The organism is Micromonospora sp. WMMC273 (assembly GCF_027460285.1).
GTDB lineage: Bacteria > Actinomycetota > Actinomycetes > Mycobacteriales > Micromonosporaceae > Micromonospora > Micromonospora aurantiaca.
The window spans coordinates 1-18,001 of record NZ_JAPZBE010000002.1 but is presented as its reverse complement, the minus strand read 5'-3'; the positions used below and the strand labels follow the sequence as shown (position 1 = coordinate 18,001).

Here is an 18,001-nt window from a genome sequence, read left to right as displayed (position 1 = left end):
CGGCGGTGGGCAGCGGGTATCCCCGTCGCACCTGCTCCTGCGGGTCGATGGTGGTGCTCCTGCCCACCCCGGCCGGCCCGGCGGTGCCGGTGGACCTCGGCCGTGACCCGGCCGGGAACCTCGTCACCGTCCGGCTGGGCCGCCGGGGCTGGGGCGTGCGGGAGCTGACCGAGCAGGAGAAGGCCCGGGGCACGCACCTGCCGCGGTTCACCGCGCACTGGTCGACGTGCCCGAGCCCGGAGCAGTACCGGGTGCTGGCCCGCCGGACCGCGCCGGGCACCTTCCCGGCCCGCCCGGCGCGGCGGGTGCGGTGGGGCCCGTGCACCGGCTGCGGGGACCAGCACCCCCGCGCCTACGGCACGGTGGCGTCGCCGTCGTGGTGCGACGGTTGCCGTGCGAGAAAGGGAATACCACCGGTATCCTCTTTCGACTCAACGTGGCGTCCGTGATGACCGATCGTCGGATGCCTTGATCATGGACATGTGATGTCTGATCATCGAGCCGGTTTGATGAAGTGCAGGGGGACATTGCGATGAGCACGACTGCGACTGCGCAGGACGACCAGCCCGCTCCGGTCCGGCGGCTGGCCTCGGTGCCGACAACCGGTCGCGGGACGACACCCGCGACGGTGGCTCCGGTGGTGGCGTTACCGACCCCCGCCCCGGTCGACGGCCGCCCGGCCGCCGTGGCGCTCGCCGCCCCGGGCGCGCCCGCCCGGGTGCTGCCGCTGATCCCACCGGCCCGGGTTGGCGGCTCTCCTGCCGCGAGCGGCGCGCCGACGGTGGTCATGCCCGCCGTGGCGGCCCCGGCCGACCCGGGCCCGGCGCTGGCGCTGCTGGACCTCGACGGCCGGCCGGCGGCAGGCCCGGCGGGCAACGTCGTGCCCGACCCGGACGGGCCGCGGCTGACGGTCGTGCAGGCCCCGCCGGAGCGTCCGGCGTCGGACCCGGCGCCGTGCGGGCTGATGACGCAGTGGATCGGCCAGGTGTGCCAGGACGCCGGACAGCCGCTGTCGCTGACGATCACCGGCCAGCTGCACACCATCTACGTGCACCTGCCCACCGCCGAGGTGTGGCAGGCGTGGTGCGCGCGGCTGGCCACCGACCACAAGACGGTCACCCACGACCAGCTCGTCGGCGGGATGCTCACCGGCGTGGTGTTCACCCACGGCTGGACGATCCACGTGCAGCTGCTCGGCCGTCCGGCCGCCGTCGCGGGAGGACAGCCGTGAGCGCCCGGCATCGGTACGTCCTGGAGGTCAACAACGCCGTGCTGCGGCTGGAGCCGCAGGAGGTGCTGCCGTTCGTGCGCGGGTTCGCCCAGGCGCTGAACCAGGTCCGGGAGCTGGCGGTGCTCGACACCGACGCGCCGGAGGATACCAAGCGGATGCAGGCCATGCAGATCGGCCACCAGCTCGGCTGGTGGGACTACCGCTACATCGAGAGGTAGCACCCGGGGGGTGCGGGAGGTGCGGGGGCGTGGCCGGTGGCCACGCCCCCGCCGCCGTCTCGCGGCAGGACAGCCGCGAGCGTCGCAGCGGGACACCCGCAAAATAAACCCCCCTATAGGTTGACTACTTCACGGGTAGGGGGTTAACCTATGGGTGTCACGGCGGGTCACCTGGAACGGCCCGCCAACCGAGAAGGGACACCCCACATGCCCGCCTACTTCGAAACCGGCTTCTCCGTCCGCGAGGTGCCGTGGCACGGCCTCGGCAAGATCCTCGACGAGTACCCCGGAAGCTGGGACGAGGCCCGCCGCCTCGCCGGCCTGGACTGGGAGCCGGTCGAGTTCCCCGCCTACGACATCGCCGGCGAGCCCGACGAGCGCGGCTTCGCCAAGGTCGAGGTGATCGAGGGGTTCAAGCAGATCAAGCGCTCCGACACCGGCGCCCGCCTCGACATCGCCAAGGGCACCTACCACCTCATCCCGCACAGCGAGATGGGCCAGATCCTCGAAGCGATCATGGAGAAGTCCGACGGCGAGATCCAGTACGAGACCGCCGGAGCGCTCAACGAGGGCAAGCGGGTGTGGGCCCTGGCCCGCCTCGGCGGCATCCGGGAGATCCCCGGTGATCCGTCCCCGATGCAGCCCTACATGGCCCTGCTCAACAGCCACGACGGCTCCGCCGCCCTGCGCGTCATCGCCACCAACGTGCGCATCGTCTGCGCGAACACCTGGCACGCCGCCGATATGCAGGCCGACCGCGACGGCTCGGCGTACAGCTTCAAGCACACCTCCGGGTGGAAGGACCGCGTCGAGGAGGCCAAGGTCGCCCTCGCCAAGTCCCACGCCCAGATCGAACACACGATCGAAGAGGCCCGCGCCATGTTGCAGGTGAAGGTCAACAAGATCCAGCGCAAGACCTTCATCGAGCAGTTCGCGATCTCCCGGGTCATCGAGAACACCATCGGCCGCCGCCCCACCTCCCGCACCACGCTGGAGGAGCGCCTGGCCCAGCCCCGCGTCGCCAAGGCCCTGGAAATGACGATCGGCGAGATGAACAAGCTGATCGACGGCCGGACCTGCAACGGCATCCGCGACTCCGTGTACGGCCTCGTCCAGGCCGCCGGGGAGTTCGCCGACCACATCCGGCCGTACAAGACCGAGGAGAGCTACTTCTCCCGCACCATGCTCAACGGCTACGAGCCGCTGAAGGTCGAGGCCGTGAAGCTGGCCCGCGAGGTCGTCAAGTCCGCCTGATCCGCCCGCACCCGGCCGGGTGGCCACCGCCACCCGGCCGGTTCCCATCTGCCCACGGAGGCACCGTGAACCCCACGACCCTGCCGGACCCCATCACCGACGACATGGTCCGGCTCGGCTACGTCGCCCTGTCCCTGCTGACCGACCACACGAACCTCGCGACCGTCCAACGGCACGGCCCGGCCGCCCTGCTCAACCTGCACCACGACCCGGCGTCCGTGCTCCTGCGCGCCCGCCGGGCGCTGGCCACCGCCGAAGGCCTCGGCGCGCGGGCTGTCCTGCCCGGAGACCCGCAGTGGCCCGCCCAGCTTCACGACCTGCCCGCCAACGCGATCCCGCTCTGCCTGTGGGTGCAGGGCCCGAGAATGCTGCCCGAGGCCACCGCGCAGTCGGTGTACGTCACCGGCTCCCGCGCCGCCACCGCCTACGGCACCCACCTCGCCCAGCAGCTCGCCCACGACCTCACCGACCGGTACGGCTGGACCGTCGCCTCCGGCGCGGCGTTCGGCATCGACGCCGCCGCCCTGCGCGGCGCTGCCGTCACCCGGCACAGCATGCCGCCGCTGATCGTGTCCGGCAGCGGGCTGGACAACCCGCACCCCACCGCCCACACCGACCTGTACGCCTACGCCGCCGCCGAAGGCCTCGTGGTCACCGCCGAACCCCCCGGCGCCACCCTCACCCGCGACCGCCACCACCGCCGGCTGCAGCTCGCCGCCGCGCTCACCTCCGGCGTGCTGATCGTGGAGACCACCACCCGAGGCGGCGCGATGACCCTCGCCGAGCACGCCCGCCGGATGACCCGGCCGGTGGCCGCCGTCCCCGGCCCGGTCACCTCCACCCACTCCGCAGGCTGCCACGCCCTCATCCGCGACCGGCACGCCCGCCTCGTCGGCACCGCCACCGAGGCCCACGACGCCCTCACCCCCCGATAACCCACCCCGAAAGGACAACCACGATGCGCACCTTCGCTCACAGCACCCGCGGCCACGTACGGTTCCCGACCCCACGCCCGGCCGCCAACGACACCGCCGCCCGCGACGTGTGGATCTCCTCCCGCACCCACCGCACCCCCGCCCACCGCCGGGTCGCCGGCATCCCCATCGAGGGCCAGCGCGCGGTGACCACCCGCTGCGGCTGGAACCCCCCGGGCGGCATCCTCGTCACCCGCACCGAAGCCGCCGGGCTTCAGGCCATGCCCTGCCTCGCCTGCTTCCCCCCGCAGGCCACCCCCCGCACCTGACCCCCACCGCAGGTCACCCCGGGCCACCCACCGGCCCGGGGTGACCCCATATCACCCCCAGCTAGTTGATCATCTTCTGTGGAGTCGGTACCATCCCCGACGTTCCCACGACCGCCTGGACCGGCCTGGGAACCACCCACCGAGAAAGGCCCACCGCACCTATGACCGGCCCACCCCGACCCGTCTGCGTAGCCCTCAACCGGCCTGGCACCGCCGTTCCCGGCCCGAACCGGGCTACCCTGACCCCCGCCGCGACCGCCACCAGGCGCGACCGGCACCATCACGGAGTCGACGCGAACTGTCGCCAGCTCGCACCGACACCCACCAACGTCCGCGTCACCGACCGGCCGACCCCGCCCACCGTGCGCCGGGTCGACCACCCGGAAGGAGCTGTCCTCACCATGTCCACCGGCACCTCACCGGCCGTGCCCGCACCGCGGGTCGCGGCCGTCGACGTCGTGGCCCCGCACCACGACACCCCGGAACCCCTCGGCCGCCGCCTGGCCTTCATCAACAACAAGGGCGGCGTCGGCAAGACCCTGATCACCGCCATGGCCGCCTCCGGGCTGGCCGCTCGAGGCCGCCGCGTCCTCGTCGTCGACATGGACCCCCAGGCCAACCTCACCGGCCGCGTCGCCGCCGAGGTCGGCCCGAACGGCAGCATCGGCGACGTCCTCGCCCGCCGGGAGAAGGGCGGCGCCCGCGCCGCGATCGTCCGCTGCGGCTGGGACAGCCCCGAAGCCCAGCTGATCGACGTGCTCCCGGCGAGCCTGTCCCTGGAAGACCGCAACAGCGAAGCCGCGGTACCCGGCTCGCACCAGCGCCTCAACCGCGTGCTCTACGGCGTCACCGACGACTACGACTACACCCTGTTCGACTGCCGGCCCGCCCTCGGCCACCTGGAACAGAACGTCGTGCAGAGCCTGGAAGCCGAGAACGGCGACGGCGTCTACATCGTGGCCGAACCCCACAAGGACGCCATCACCGGCGCGCAGCGCGTCCTCGCCGAAGTCGAGGAATGGGCCGACCAGCTCGACATCGACGTCGACATCCTCGGCGTCATCGTCAACCTCGTCGTGTCCAACACCAAGCTGCACCAGGGCCGGGTCAAGTCCATCCCCGCCTCCCTCGGCGACAACGCCCCGCCGGTCCTCACACCGCACATCCCCCGGCTCACCCGCATCGCCGAGGTGACCGACCTCGCCGTGCCGATGCTCTACGACCCCCGCCTGCGCCGTGAGGGCGTGGTCGACATGATGAAGCAGCTCGCCGCGGCGATCGACGTCGGAGCGGACGCATGACGGCCAACGGCTTCGACCAGCCGGTGCAGCCGCACAACGTGCCCCGCCGGCGTGGACGCCGCGACCCGGACGAGCAGCCCGCCACCCCGGCCCCGGCACGCGCCGAGCCCGCCCCCGCCCCGGCACCCGCCCCGGCACCCGCCCCGGCACCCGCCCCGGCACCTGCCCCGGCACCGGCTCCCGAACCGGCCCCGGTACGCACCGCCGAGCCGACCGGCGCGACCTCCCTCGACCGCGTCCTCAGCAACCCGGCCCCGGCACAGACCGTCGCCAGCGCCGTGTCCGTGACGGACCTGCTGGAGCTGCGCAAGAAGCGCCGCGACCCCATGACCGACTGGTCCCGCGACGGCACCCGCCTCACCAAGTGGATCCAGGCCGCCGTCAAGCTCCAAGCGGACATGACCGGCTACCAGCAGCAGGAGGTCATCCGCGACGCCCTGCTCGGCCGCGTACCGCTGTCCCCGCAGCTCCTCGACGCCGCATTCGAAGCTGAGTACGGCTACCCGCGCACCGATCTGCGCGACTGACCACGCACCACCCGGGGCCGGCCCGGGGCGACGCCTCCCCACCCAGGGGAACGCACGCCCCGGCCGGCCCTCCTTCATGCCCACCCACCTGCACAGCTAGCAGCACAGCTAGCCACGCTGCTAGCAGACTGGCTAGCAAGCTAGCTAGCAGATCACGGGGCCCCGTACGGGGCTAGCCACGTGGCCCCGTGACCACCGGCCCGCCCGCGTCACCGGCAAGCTACCCGCACACCCGCCGGACCACCGTGCCGCCCGGCCACCCGCACGCCGGGGCAGACCGCCTCGTGCCGACCCTCGCCACCGCGTACCCGCCGGACCACCCGGTCACCTCGACAGCCACCCGGACAGCAGACCAGACACCCGCCCGGACACCGGTCCGGACAACCAGACGCCCACGAACCCGCTCACCAGCCCGCGCGCCCGGACAACCACCCGGACAACCAGCCGCCCACCGGCCTGCTCACCAGCCCGCACGCCCGGACACCGGATCGGACAACCACCCCGGCCCCTGACCACCCGCCAGCCCTCGACCCGGGCCACCCGCCCGCCTCAGCACCCGACCACCCGGCCGCCCGGTCGGCGACCCGCCCGGCCGCCTCCACACGCGACCGCCCGCCGAGCCGCCCGGCGCCGCACCTCACCGCCGACGCCACCCACCCCGCACCAGCCCTCGCGGCAGGACACCCCGCAACCCGGCCGGGTACGCCCCCGCCCGCCGTCACCTGTCACCCCGAAAACAGGGGAACAGGGCCACCGGCCCGCTCCCGGTCACCCGGCGGCCCGCCCGCGCCAGTCACCCCGAAAACAGGGGAACTGGCCACCACCACCCCGAACAGCCACCACCGCGGCCGCCGGCCCGGCCCGACCCCCACCCGCCAAGATCATCGGCACCCCCCGCCCGTACCGGCGAGGTCCACGGCCCCGACCCGCGACCAGCGCCGCAGTGCCCGACACCTGCCCGCGCCGGCCGTGCCCCGCTCGGGCCATCAAGGGCCGGAAACAGCTATTCCCGGCCCTTACCCTAGGATCAGCGGGAGGAGGTCGCCGTGAGCGAAAAGCAGCAGGCCAGCGCCGTCGACCGGGCGCTCACCGTCGCGGGCAGGGCCCGACGCGACGACGGGCGGCTGGAGTCGCAGACCATGGCCCGGTACCAGCGGGTGTTCGGGGAGTTCAACGCGTGGCGGCGGGGTCGGGGTCTGTCGGTGACCAAGCCGCCCACCTCCGAGCATCTCGCCGAGTACGCCGAAGCGCTGGTCCGGGAGCACGGGTACGCGAAAGCGACTGCCCGGGGCCGGGTGGCCGCGGTCAGGGCGGTGTTGCGGTTACGCGGCGAGCCAGTGCCAGATGGCGTCGCGGCGTGGTTCGTGCTCCGTGAGGCTGACCATACCGCTGATCAGCCGGAAGGTGACACCCCACGGGGGGTGCGGCGTGGCGTGCTCGCCGCGGTGGTGGCCCGGGGGCTGAACCTGGACAAGCCTGCGGCGGCGGCGCGGGACCGGTGTCTGGTGACGTTGGCGCACGCGCTGACGGTGCCGGTGGCGCGGCTGGTCGAGCTGGACGTGACCGATGTGGACCTGGTCGACGGCGCGCTGGTGGTGCGGGTGGCCGGGGAGGTGCGGGAGCTGGAACACGACCATGATCCGGAGGAGGTGTGTCCGGTGGAGGCGGCGGCGGGGTGGCTGGGTGTGCTGGCGGCCGCCGGCGTGCGGTCGGGTCCGTTGTTCCGGTCGGTGGACTCCGGGCAGAACATCGCGGGGTGCGGGCCGAAGGCGGGGACGTCGGGGGCGGACGGTGGCCGGCTGAACGTGCGCGGGTTGCACCGCATCTGGGCGCGGCTGGTGGTCAGGGCAGGATTACCCCCGTCGACGCCGCGTGATCTCCGGCTGGGCGGCGCCGTCGACGACCTCGCGGAGGGGTCGCCGTTGGTGGAGGTGCTGCGCCGGGGTGGATGGTCGCCGAGGTCGGCTTCGGCGGCTCGGCGGCTGGTCGACCATCTGCAGAACGGGGGAGCCGATGGTGGAGGACGATCAGGATGAGACGGTGGCCGCGGTGCGCGAGGTGGTGGCGGCGCACGGGTGGGCGGTCAAGGGCGTCGGGCCGAACATCGCGTACACGGTGGGGCTGACCGAGGCGGGGTTGCCGGAGCTGGTGCTGATCGGTGTGCGGGTGGAGGTCGCGGCCCGGGTGCTCAACGATCTGGCGCGGCGGTCGCTGGAAGCGGAGTTGACGCCGGAGCTGTTGTACGCGGTGGGGGAGTTCCGGCGGCCGGTGGGGGTGCGGGCGGTGCCGATGGATGTGGCGCGGCGGGTGTTGCGGTACGCGACGGCGTTGTACGGGGACCGGTGGCGGGTGTGGGAGGTGGTTCCCGGGTTGACCGATGAGCCGCCTACGGTGTGACCCGTGGGCCGGGTGAAGGGACCTGACGAGCCGGTGGCGCCGACGGTGCTGCCGGGGCATCGTCGGCGTGGGCGGCCGGGGCCGCCGGACGGCGTACGAGGTCGCGGTTCGCGGCAGGACAGCCGCGAGCGGTCGGAGGGGATGTGGATGGCAGCGGGGTGGAGCGGGACCGGGCACGTGCAGGAGGTGCCGGGGCAGGTCGATCGGCTGCCGGAGTTCGACCCTCGGTCGGGCGAGCATCTGTGGATGGTGTTCGCGGGGTTCCGGGTGGTCCCGGAGCGGTCTGGTGAGGATGGTCCGGCGCTGCTGGATCGGGAGAACCTGTTGCTGATGCAGGGGCCGGGGTGCTTCTACTGCGAGGAGGCGTACACGCCGCGGTTGGCGATGCGGCGGTGTCGCGGCCCCCGCCCGTAATTACCCCCTGGTAGTTGACTACTTAGGGGTTAGTGGATAGGCTAGCGGGGGACCGCCTGGAACGGTCCGCAGCCGAGGAGGAACCCCCGCCCATGCCACTGGACCGGATCGACGAAGCCGCTATCCGCTTCGTGCTCACCTGCCAGCAGCCATCGACCGTCTCCGACGGCGACTGCATCGCTGCGGCCGATCGTCTCACGGACACCCTGCGAACCCTCGGCATCACCGCCGAGTCCGTGTCGGTGATCGGCTGGATCGACCCCGACTGCCACGTCCTCGGGTTCGCCCACCGCGCGACGGCGATCGGTGACCACATCGCCGACCTCACCGCCCGCCAGTTCCACCCCGACGCCCCCGCACGGTGGCTCGCCCCCGTCGGGGAGTACCTGAGCCGGCTGACCACGTTGACGCGGGTCGCTGCCGCGACGATCGTGCGGGACAACGAGTCGATCGTCAGGAGTGCGCCATGACCATGCCCGAGGAGACCAGCACCGCCGCCTGGTTCCACGAACTGACCAACCGCGTCGCCGCCGCTCACCGCGCGGACGACACCGCCGAGGTCAACCGGCTGCTGGACTACGCCGAGCGGGAGGGCGGCGCGCACTGGCGGGAACGGCTGGAGCACCTGCTGACCACCACCACGCTGATCAAGGAACGCCGCGCGGCCGGGCTGCCCGGCGGCGCCCACTCCATCGGCCACAACGGCGGGGTGCTGGTCTGCGACTTCTGCGGCGGCGAGCCGGTCATCGCGTACTACCCGTTCACCCCGTTCCAGCTCGCCGTCCTCGACGCGCAGATGGACTCCGGTGACCGGTGGTACGTGTGCGGACGCTGCCGCGAGCTGCACGACGCCGGGGACTGGAAGGGCCTACGCGACTGGGTCGGCCCGGCCGCCCGCCAGGAGCCGGTCCGGCTGATCTGGCACGGCTTCCGCACTCACCGCACCGGAGACGCCGTCCCGGTCGCGCCGGGCAGCAACCCCGAGGCGGGCAGGCCGTGACCGGCCGCCGGACGCTGCTGTTCGGGCTGGCGTGCCTGACGGCGGGGTGGATCGCCGCCGGCCTGTTGGAGGAACACGACGGGCCGATTTGGCTGGCCGTGCTGGTGTTCCTCGCGCTCGTCCTGGCCGTGGCGATCGCCGCGGACCTGCTCCACGCCAGGAGAGCCCGGTGAACGACGACCTCGACCAGCGGCTGCGCTACTACCGCACCGTCAACGTCATCTTCCTGTGCCTGGGCGTGGCCATCGTGACCGCGCTGACGTTCGGGGTGCTGCTCGACGTGATGCCCGTGCCGGTGTGGGCACGGACCGGGGCCTGGTTCGTCTCCCTCACGGTGATCATCGGCGCGCACGTCTGGACGAACCGCGCGCAGCGGCGGGTGATCACCGCCGAGCGGGAACGCCGCGAGGAGCAGCTACGCGCCCGGATCGCCTCCGGCGAGCTGGACCGGAGGTGACCGGGTGGCCCGCACGATCCGGCTGGATCTGACCGAAGCCGAAGCCCGCGCGCTGCTGCGGCTGTGCCAGGAGGGCAGCGCGGGAGACCTGTACGAGCTGATGGACCGCAACGCTCAACGGGTCGCCGCCGCTGAGCGCGCCGAGCGGAAGGTCCGGGAAGCGCTGGAACCCCGCCGAAACACCCGAACTTGACATAAGGAAGGTTATCGAACAATGCGGACAGATGTGCGGTGGACCGCCGTCCTCGCGCCCCTCAACGTCGCCAGCACCGACCACCGGCTGCTGACCCTCGACTTCACGCTCACCGCGCACACACCGCTCGCGCTGCTCGAAGACCTCCCGCACGCCCCCGTCATCGGCACCGTCGACGACGCCGAGGTGCACCAGGGCATCATCCTGGCCCACGGCACGCTCACCGACCCGGCCACCGCGACCCGGATGTCCAGCGGCGAGCTACGCCCCCAGATCGACCTCCACGACACGACCGTCACCCACCGCGACGGGTTGACGGTCTTCCACTCCGGGCTGCTCGGCGCCGTCCGCGCCGGCACCCGACCCGTGTGGCCCGCCGCCCGGTTCCACATCGACTGACCGGCGCACCCCGCCAGGAGGTACACCACCATGACCACCCCGAACGCCGCCGTGCTGTGGGCACTGGACCAGCAGTGCCCGTCGGCCGCCGACAAGCTCGTGCTCACCCTGATCGCCCGCAAGGTCGGCCCGGACGGCACCTGCCACCCCACCCGGGCCACCCTCGCCCGAGAAGCGCACCTGTCCGACCGGCGGGTGTCCCGCGCCATCACCAACCTGTGCACCGCCGGGCTGCTCGACGTCCGGCGCGGCAAAGGCCCGAACACCTACAGCCCGAACGTGAGGAACAGATGACCCTGCCCGTACTACCGCCCGAGGCCCGCCGGGTCTACCAGTCGCTGCTGCTGCTCGCCGGGGAGGCCCGCCCGTCGATGGGCTGGCTCGCCGAACGGTCCGGGCTGTCCCGGGAGGACATGCTCCAGGCCCTCGGCGAGCTGACCGAACTCGGCTACCTGTCCGCCCGCCCGCCCGGCACCATGACCTGCGACCACCCGACCCCTCCCCCGATGTCGAGCAACCTGCTCGACAACCCCACCATCGAGCTGGCCCGCGCCGTGTCCGACGTCTACAACCTCGACTGGACCGGCTACCCGAAGACGCTGCCCGACGACTACCGGATGACCGCCCCCAGCGACCTCGCGTTGTTCCTCGGCGGTGACTGCTCGTCGTTCACCGGCGACCTGCTGCGGCTGATCGCCAAGAGCCAGGCGACCGTGGCGCACTTCCACGCCCTGCTGACCGCGTTCCCGTACGCCGTGGTGGCGTGGTCGGTGTTCCAGGTGCTGCCGGTCGTCAACGCCGGTCAGCTCGCCGCGGTCCTGCGGGGAGACGAGCCGTCATGACCGCCGACGCCCCGTACTACATCGACGACCCGATGGTGGACCGCGCCGCGCACCGGCTGGTGATGACCCTCGCCGAGGTCGAGTCGGCCGCCGCAGGCCGCAGCCTGCACTACGGCCGGTGCTCCTGCACCACCATGGACCCGGTCGGCCCGTGGGACGACTACGCCGTGCTGGAGGCCTACGACCAGCACATGCAGCACGTCCAGACCGAGACGCGCGCCCGCGCGGCCCGGTCGTGACCCGGCTGCTGGCCTGGGCCTCCGGCCGGTGGGCGGTCCACCTCGCGGTCTGGACGTCCTGCTGGATGCTGCTGAACTGGCTGGCCGCCGACGCGCCGGCACGGCGCGCGCCCGGCCCGCCGACCACCGGCCCGATCGCGGAGTTCGACCTGCTCATGTGGTGCTCGGCCCCCGGCAAGGTCCGGATCCACGTGCGGAACACCGGCTGGACCTCGGTGTTCTACCTGGAATCACCGACCCTCGGCGTCGAGATCGCCGGCTGGACCGACCCGATGCCGCACCGGTTCCCGCCCCGGTCGATGAGCTCACCGCCCAACGAGATCCGGCTGACCATGCCCCGACGCGGCCCCGACGACGTGTGGATTCTGACCGTCGACGGACACCGCTACGTCCAGCGCACCGGTTACCCGATGGAGTGTCTGGCCCCGATCTGACCGGGCTCGCGGCTCACCACGATCACCACTCGCATCACCCCCCACCAGGGGGGTATTCTGACCTGGCCGCAGTCGCATGATGGCCTGGGTGGTCCCACCGTCTGTTCCCCAGACTCACGGTGGGACCACGTGGCATTGCGGCCCGGACACGCCCACCCCCCACCGGTTGACCGGTAGAACGCTGAGTCGCTGATCAGACTGCGTACACTCCCTGCTAGATCAAACGACGACGGGGGGTCGCGCGGTGGTCAAGGGCAACAAGGGTGCCTCCACACAGGCCGGAGCACTGATCCGGGCAGAACTGGCCGCGCTGGCGGTCCCGATCGATCAGGTGTCGAACTGGCCGGGCAACCCACGCCGCGGTGACATCGCCAAGATCAAAACGTCGCTGACGCAGCACGGCCAGTACACCCCGCTGCTGGTGCAGGCCAGCACCGGGCACGTGGTCAAGGGCAACAACACCCTCATCGCCATGCGCGAGCTGGGCGCGACGTCCGTCGCGGTGAACAAACTCGACCTCACCGACGACCAGGCCCGCAAGATCCTGCTGCTGGACAACAAGACCAGCGACGACGCGGAGTACGACGAGGGCGAGCTGGCCGCGCTGCTGGCCTCCTTCGGTGAGGCCACCGACGACCTCGCCGACACCGGCTGGTCGACCGCCGAACTGGACGAGCTGCTACGCGCCTCCGACCACCTCGGTAACCAGGCCGCCGCGTTCCTGGACCCGATGATCGCCCAAGCGCCGGACCCGGCCACCGCCGCCGCCGCGATGGCCACCACCGCACCGCCCGCCGCCGTCCCGGCCGCCCCGGCCGGCCCGCCGGCGGACCCGAGCACCGCGGCGGCCGCCACCGAACCGGCCGAGGTCGTGCTCCCGCCGGCCCCGGCCGCTCCGGCGCCGCCCGGCGAGCCGCAGGCTCCCCCGGTGCAGTACGTCCAGCTGTCGTGGACCGCGACCGCCGAGCAGCGGGAAGTCGTCCGGGAGGCGGTCAAGCTCGCGCAGACGATCACCGGCAGCCCGATCGCCGTGGACGCGCTCGTCGCGATCGCCCGCCACTACCTCACCACCGCGCAGGCCCCGGCAGGAGCAGACGCATGAAGCCTCCGTCCGGCCGGATCGAAACCGGCGTCACGCCCGTCGAGGGCCTGAAGATCATCAACCTGTGGGAGACCCGGCCGACGCTGCCCGACGCCGGAGTCGACGTGCACGGCGCGCCCGCCCGAGGCCTGCCGCTGCACACCAACGGCCACCTCGGCGCGGACATGCTGCACGTCGCCGCCGGGAAGCAGTTCCCGGTGCACACCCACCCCGGCGACCACCTGCTGTACTGCCTGTCCGGTGAGGGCACCATGTCCATCGCCGGGAAGACGTACCGGATCTTCCCGGGCGACCTGTACATGGTCGACGGGGAGGTGCCGCACGCCGTCGGCGCGATCACCGATCACGTCATCGTCGCGATCGGGTCGCCGCACAAGCCGGTCGACTCCCCCGAGCGGATGACGTTCGTGGACTGGACCGGCCGGCTGGTCGACACCCCGCTGCTGGCCACCGACCCGGTGCCCCCGCCGGAGGCGTGAGCGGTGCTCGGCCGTAAGCAGGCCCTCGCCGACAACCAGGTGTGGACCGACGCGATGCACCGCGCCGCCGAGCTGGTCACCGACACCGAGCTGGACGACCTCATCGGCCGGGCCGTCGAGGGCATCCGCGCCGAGCAGGCCGCAGGCCGGGTGATCGGCTACGGCTGGTCCGGCGGGAAAGACTCCCAGGCGCTGCGGTACGTCATGGACGCCGCCGGAGTCTCGGACTGCGTCCTCGGGATCACCGCCGGGCTGGAATGGCCCGCCATGCTGCGGTGGCTCACCGACCACATGCCGCCGGCCTGCGACGTGATCGCCGCCCCGCTGGACCTGCACTGGCTCGCCGCCCACCCGCACATGCTGTTCCCGCAGGGCGCGGACGGGTCGAAGTGGTTCGGGCTGGTGCAGCACAAGGCCCAGCGGGACTTCTACGTCCGCCGTCAGCTCGACCTCCTCGCGCTCGGCCGCCGCCGCAAGGACGGCAACTACATCGGCCCCAAGGGCGCCGACCGGTACACCAACCGCGCCGGGATCACCCGCTGGTCCCCGATCGCCGACTGGACCCACGAACAGATGTTCGCGCTTCTCGTGCGGCGGGAGGTGCCGCTACCGCCCTGCTACGGCTGGCCGCGCGGCTGGCAGATCGGTACCGGCGCGTGGCCGGCCCGCCAGTGGACGACCAGCCCGGACCACGGCTGGTCCGAGTGCTGGCAGATCGACCCGGACGTGGTCCGGCACGCCGCCACGGTGCTGCCGCAGGCCGCCGACTGGCTGACGCGAACGGGGAACGGCTGATGTGCGGGATCTTCGCCTACGCCGGGTCGGTGCCGCCGGAGACCGGGCACCTCGCCGCCGCCGCGTCCGGCGCCGCACGCCGCGGTCCGCACGGCCACGGGTGGATAGCCCGCAACCCGGACGGGCGGCACCACCTCCACACCGCCCTCGGCCCGCTCACCCACACCGCCCTGCACCGCATCCCGGCCACCGCCACCGCCCTGCTCGGCCACGCCCGCATGGCCACCGTCGGCCGGTACGACGACCCGGACGCCCTGCAACCGTGGCTGGTGAACGCCGCAGACGGCCGGGTCCACGCCGTGGTGCACAACGGCAACGTCTACAACGCCGACCGGCTGTCCGACCGGCCCGGCGCGGTCACCGACTCCCACGCCCTCGCCCTCGCCTACGCCGACCTGCGCGCCGCCGGCCTGACCCCGCCCGTGGCGATCAAGGCGCTGGTCGACCGGGCGCAGCAGCACGCCTGGGTAATCGCCGTGCTCGACAGCGACGGCCGGCTCTACGGCCACCGCCACCGCCACCCCCTCTACACCTGCACCGCCGGGTCCGGGGCCGTGTACTGGACCTCACAGCCCTGCTGCCGTACGGCGGTCCCGCTACCCGAGCTGACCGTGTTCACCGCTCTGGAAGGCTCCTGATGGCCAGCAAACGCCGGTCCAGCAACGGCGGGCACATGCTCAAACCGGTCCCGCTCGACCAGGACGTCTACACCCTGGCCCTCGAACGCACCGCCTACGTCTTCGACCAGTTCGACCACGTCGTGGTGTCGTTCTCCGGCGGGAAAGACTCCACCGCGGTGTTGCAGGTCGCGTTGGAGGTGGCGCACTCACACCCGCGGTTCGCCCGGCACCTGCCGCTGCGCACGGTGTTCTTCGACGAAGAGGCGATCCCGTACGAGACGGAGCAGTACGTCCGGCGGATCTCGCAGCGCGACGACGTCGCGTTGGAGTGGTACTGCCTGCCGGTCCGGCACCGTAACGCCTGCTCCCGCACCGAGCCGTACTGGTGGCCGTGGGCGCCGGAAGCCCGCGACAAGTGGTGCCGCCCGCTGCCGCCGGAGGCGATCACCGAGCTGGCCGGGTTCCCGACCTGGCCGCCGATGGACCGCCTGTCGATCCCGAACCTCAACGGCCTGCTCGTGCCCGCCCACCTCGGCAACGTCGCGATGCTGATGGGCATCCGGGCGCAGGAGTCCCCGAACCGCCGCCGGGCCGTCAAGCTCCACAAGGTCGACAACTTCATCATCAAGTTCGATGAAGGCACCTCCCAGGGCAACGTGTACAAGGCGTACCCCATCTACGACTGGATGACCTCCGACGTGTGGACCGCCCCGGCCCTGCACGGCTGGGACTACAACCGGGCGTACGACCTGATGGAGATGGCCGGCGTCAGCGCGTTCTCGCAACGCTGCTCGCCGGCGTTCGGTGAAGAGCCGATCCAACGGCTCGACACCTACGCCAAGTGCTTCCCCGACGTGTGGGCGATGATGGCCGAACGGCTGCCCGGCGTCGGCGCGGCCCTGCGCTACGCCCGCACCGAGCTGTACGGCTTCGGCACCCGCCCGGAGAAACCCGCCGGGCTGCCCTGGTCGGAGTTCCTGGCCCTCTACGCCAGCAAGCACGGCGACCTCACCCGCCGGCAGGTCACCAACCGGCTGCGTACCGAGATCCGCCGCCACTACCGCAAGACCACCCACCCCATCCTGGAAAACACCCCCCACCCGCTGACCGGCGTGTCCTACAAGTTCCTGCTGCCGCTGGCCATGCGCGGTGACCTCAAGGAACGCCGCCAGGCGTACAAGCTGCTCGACAACGAGCCGGGCACCGGCCTGCCGACCGTCGGGATCTGGCGCCGCTACGCCGAGGAACTCACCCAGATCCTCGCCGCCGGCCGGTTCCACGAGCTGGGCCACCCCGGCGACCCGCCCGCCGACCCGTGGGCGCTGCTGCCCGACTACGCCCGCCAGGAGGTGTGATGCCCGCCAGCCCGGCCCGGGTCGACCCCGGCGACATCAAGAACAAGAAGCGCCAGTCCCGCGACCGCATCGACGTGGACCGGTCGGTGTACGACCTGGCCTGCGAGCGCATGGAGGTGATCTTCGACCTGCACGACACGGTGATGATCGCCTTCTCCGGCGGGAAAGACTCCACCGCCGTGCTGAACGTGGCGTTGCAGGTCGCGCACTCCCATCCCCGCCACGCCCGGCACCTGCCGCTGCGCACCTACTTCTACGACGAAGAGGCCATCCCGTACGAGACGGAGGAGTACGTCCGGCGGGTGTCCCAACGCGACGACGTGGACCTCACCTGGTACTGCGTGCCGTTCAAACACCGCAACGCCTGCTCCCGCACCTCGCCGTGGTGGTGGCCGTGGGCGCCGGAAGCCGAAGCCCTGTGGTGCCGGCCGATGCCGCCGGAGGCGGTCACCACCCTGCCCGGCTTCCCGATCTGGCCGCCGGAGGCCCGCCTGACCGCCCCCGACGCCAACGGGCTGATCGCCCCGCCGTCGCTCGGGAACGTGGCCATGGTGATGGGCATCCGCGCGCAGGAGTCCCTGACCCGCTACCGGGCCCTGGTGCGCGCCGGAGGCCGGGAGCACAACTACCTGATCAAGTTCGACGACGCCACCGCCAAGGGCAACCTGTGGAAGGCGTACCCCATCTACGACTGGCGCACCGAAGACGTGTGGACCGCCCCCGCCCTCATGGGCTGGGACTACAACCGCGCGTACGACCGCCTCGAGATGGCCGGCCTCGGCCACTCCGCGCAGCGCTGCTCCCCGGCCTTCGGCGAGGAGCCGCTAGAAAAGCTGCACACCTACGCCTCCTGCTTCCCCGAGGTGTGGGCCAAGATGGTCGACCGGGTACCCGGCGTCGGCGCCGCCGGCCGGTACGCCCGCACCGAGCTGTACGGCTACCGGGGCCGGCCGGAGAAACCCGCCGGGATGACCTGGCCGCAGTTCATCACCCACTACGTCGGGAAGTTCCGGCCCGGCGACCAGAAGTTCGTCGCGTCCCGGCTGCGCGACGAGATCCTGCTGCACTACCGCAAGACCACCACCCCGATCACCCGCAAGACCCGCCACCCGGTCACCGGCATCAGCTGGGAATGGCTGCTGATGCTGGCCATGCGCGGGGACTTCAAGGGCCGTAAGCAGGCCGGGAACGAGTCGTCGGCCTACGGCAGCCCGGAGTGGGCCCGCCTGTGGCACAAGTACATCGACGAACTCGCCTCCACGATCGCTGATGGTCTGCTGCCCGACCTCGCGCATCCCGGCACGGTGCCCGAGGACCTGTACGTGCTGCTGCCCGCCGAGCTGCGGGACGGTAGCTCATGATCAGTTTTCGGTTAATGTCAGCTAGTGACAGTTCTCAATACCGAATTGGCGTGGCTGGCCGGACTGTGGGACGGCGAAGGCTCGGTCGGAATCAACCGGAACCACCGCCGGGGAGCCAACAGCGAGGGCTTCAACGTCTT

At 72.1% G+C, this 18,001-nt stretch carries 26 protein-coding genes; all 26 read left to right on the top strand.

Features of this window, described 5'->3' with window-relative positions; genetic code table 11:
• Nucleotides 1–5 precede the first annotated feature (5 nt).
• The 26 genes from O7611_RS30940 (at nt 6) to O7611_RS30815 (ending at nt 17,861) form a co-directional block, all read left to right on the top strand.
• The gene (locus O7611_RS30940; protein ID WP_269698246.1) at nt 6–449 is read left to right on the top strand and encodes a hypothetical protein; all 444 of its coding nucleotides are present in this window, start codon (nt 6–8) and stop codon (nt 447–449) included.
• A gap of 83 nt (nt 450–532) precedes the next feature.
• On the top strand, nt 533–1,231 hold the full coding sequence (locus O7611_RS30935) for a hypothetical protein (protein ID WP_269698245.1): 699 nt from the start codon (nt 533–535) through the stop codon (nt 1,229–1,231).
• Nucleotides 1,228–1,449 carry a hypothetical protein gene (locus O7611_RS30930; protein WP_269698243.1) on the top strand — a complete coding sequence of 74 codons (222 nt, stop codon included), beginning with the start codon at nt 1,228–1,230 and terminating at the stop codon, nt 1,447–1,449. Before O7611_RS30935 ends, O7611_RS30930 begins: the two co-directional genes overlap by 4 nt.
• A gap of 207 nt (nt 1,450–1,656) precedes the next feature.
• The gene (locus tag O7611_RS30925) at nt 1,657–2,703 is read left to right on the top strand and encodes a DUF932 domain-containing protein (RefSeq protein WP_269698241.1); all 1,047 of its coding nucleotides are present in this window, start codon (nt 1,657–1,659) and stop codon (nt 2,701–2,703) included.
• 65 nt (nt 2,704–2,768) lie between these two features.
• Entirely contained in the window at nt 2,769–3,638 is an 870-nt protein-coding gene (locus tag O7611_RS30920; RefSeq protein ID WP_269698239.1) for a DNA-processing protein DprA, read from the top strand.
• A 23-nt stretch (nt 3,639–3,661) separates the two neighbouring features.
• On the top strand, nt 3,662–3,946 hold the full coding sequence (locus O7611_RS30915; protein ID WP_269698237.1) for a hypothetical protein: 285 nt from the start codon (nt 3,662–3,664) through the stop codon (nt 3,944–3,946).
• 401 nt (nt 3,947–4,347) lie between these two features.
• Nucleotides 4,348–5,247: a ParA family protein gene (locus O7611_RS30910; RefSeq protein ID WP_269698236.1), complete on the top strand. Its 900-nt coding sequence runs from the start codon at nt 4,348–4,350 to the stop codon at nt 5,245–5,247.
• Complete coding sequence (locus O7611_RS30905) at nt 5,244–5,774, top strand: hypothetical protein (protein WP_269698234.1); 531 nt, start codon at nt 5,244–5,246, stop codon at nt 5,772–5,774. The genes O7611_RS30910 and O7611_RS30905 overlap by 4 nt, the downstream gene beginning before the upstream one ends.
• Nucleotides 5,775–6,820: 1,046 nt before the next feature.
• On the top strand, nt 6,821–7,810 hold the full coding sequence (locus tag O7611_RS30900) for a hypothetical protein (RefSeq protein ID WP_269698232.1): 990 nt from the start codon (nt 6,821–6,823) through the stop codon (nt 7,808–7,810).
• Nucleotides 7,791–8,171 carry a DUF4262 domain-containing protein gene (locus O7611_RS30895; RefSeq protein WP_269698231.1) on the top strand — a complete coding sequence of 127 codons (381 nt, stop codon included), beginning with the start codon at nt 7,791–7,793 and terminating at the stop codon, nt 8,169–8,171. The genes O7611_RS30900 and O7611_RS30895 overlap by 20 nt, the downstream gene beginning before the upstream one ends.
• A gap of 506 nt (nt 8,172–8,677) precedes the next feature.
• Complete coding sequence (locus O7611_RS30890; RefSeq protein ID WP_269698230.1) at nt 8,678–9,055, top strand: hypothetical protein; 378 nt, start codon at nt 8,678–8,680, stop codon at nt 9,053–9,055.
• On the top strand, nt 9,052–9,585 hold the full coding sequence (locus tag O7611_RS30885) for a hypothetical protein (RefSeq protein WP_269698229.1): 534 nt from the start codon (nt 9,052–9,054) through the stop codon (nt 9,583–9,585). Before O7611_RS30890 ends, O7611_RS30885 begins: the two co-directional genes overlap by 4 nt.
• Nucleotides 9,582–9,758, top strand: a complete 177-nt coding sequence (locus O7611_RS30880; RefSeq protein WP_269698228.1) for a hypothetical protein — start codon at nt 9,582–9,584, stop codon at nt 9,756–9,758. Before O7611_RS30885 ends, O7611_RS30880 begins: the two co-directional genes overlap by 4 nt.
• Nucleotides 9,755–10,042 carry a hypothetical protein gene (locus tag O7611_RS30875; RefSeq protein WP_269698227.1) on the top strand — a complete coding sequence of 96 codons (288 nt, stop codon included), beginning with the start codon at nt 9,755–9,757 and terminating at the stop codon, nt 10,040–10,042. The genes O7611_RS30880 and O7611_RS30875 overlap by 4 nt, the downstream gene beginning before the upstream one ends.
• A gap of 4 nt (nt 10,043–10,046) precedes the next feature.
• A complete protein-coding gene (locus O7611_RS30870; RefSeq protein WP_269698226.1) occupies nt 10,047–10,235 on the top strand; it encodes a hypothetical protein in 189 nt (62 codons plus the stop codon).
• Between the two features lie 21 nt (nt 10,236–10,256).
• Complete coding sequence (locus O7611_RS30865) at nt 10,257–10,634, top strand: hypothetical protein (protein WP_269698225.1); 378 nt, start codon at nt 10,257–10,259, stop codon at nt 10,632–10,634.
• A 30-nt stretch (nt 10,635–10,664) separates the two neighbouring features.
• Nucleotides 10,665–10,928 carry a helix-turn-helix domain-containing protein gene (locus O7611_RS30860; RefSeq protein ID WP_269698224.1) on the top strand — a complete coding sequence of 88 codons (264 nt, stop codon included), beginning with the start codon at nt 10,665–10,667 and terminating at the stop codon, nt 10,926–10,928.
• Complete coding sequence (locus tag O7611_RS30855; RefSeq protein ID WP_269698223.1) at nt 10,925–11,476, top strand: hypothetical protein; 552 nt, start codon at nt 10,925–10,927, stop codon at nt 11,474–11,476. Before O7611_RS30860 ends, O7611_RS30855 begins: the two co-directional genes overlap by 4 nt.
• Entirely contained in the window at nt 11,473–11,715 is a 243-nt protein-coding gene (locus O7611_RS30850) for a hypothetical protein (RefSeq protein ID WP_269698222.1), read from the top strand. Before O7611_RS30855 ends, O7611_RS30850 begins: the two co-directional genes overlap by 4 nt.
• A complete protein-coding gene (locus O7611_RS30845) occupies nt 11,712–12,149 on the top strand; it encodes a hypothetical protein (RefSeq protein WP_269698221.1) in 438 nt (145 codons plus the stop codon). The genes O7611_RS30850 and O7611_RS30845 overlap by 4 nt, the downstream gene beginning before the upstream one ends.
• Before the next feature lie 244 nt (nt 12,150–12,393).
• Complete coding sequence (locus O7611_RS30840; RefSeq protein ID WP_269698220.1) at nt 12,394–13,251, top strand: ParB N-terminal domain-containing protein; 858 nt, start codon at nt 12,394–12,396, stop codon at nt 13,249–13,251.
• Nucleotides 13,248–13,730, top strand: coding sequence for a cupin domain-containing protein (locus tag O7611_RS30835; RefSeq protein ID WP_269698219.1), 483 nt, complete (start codon nt 13,248–13,250; stop codon nt 13,728–13,730). Before O7611_RS30840 ends, O7611_RS30835 begins: the two co-directional genes overlap by 4 nt.
• 3 nt (nt 13,731–13,733) lie before the next feature.
• Nucleotides 13,734–14,525, top strand: coding sequence for a hypothetical protein (locus O7611_RS30830; protein ID WP_269698218.1), 792 nt, complete (start codon nt 13,734–13,736; stop codon nt 14,523–14,525).
• On the top strand, nt 14,525–15,163 hold the full coding sequence (locus tag O7611_RS30825; RefSeq protein WP_269698217.1) for a class II glutamine amidotransferase: 639 nt from the start codon (nt 14,525–14,527) through the stop codon (nt 15,161–15,163). Before O7611_RS30830 ends, O7611_RS30825 begins: the two co-directional genes overlap by 1 nt.
• Entirely contained in the window at nt 15,163–16,500 is a 1,338-nt protein-coding gene (locus O7611_RS30820; protein ID WP_269698216.1) for a phosphoadenosine phosphosulfate reductase domain-containing protein, read from the top strand. Before O7611_RS30825 ends, O7611_RS30820 begins: the two co-directional genes overlap by 1 nt.
• Nucleotides 16,500–17,861: a DUF3440 domain-containing protein gene (locus tag O7611_RS30815; RefSeq protein WP_269698215.1), complete on the top strand. Its 1,362-nt coding sequence runs from the start codon at nt 16,500–16,502 to the stop codon at nt 17,859–17,861. The genes O7611_RS30820 and O7611_RS30815 overlap by 1 nt, the downstream gene beginning before the upstream one ends.
• Nucleotides 17,862–18,001 lie beyond the last annotated feature (140 nt).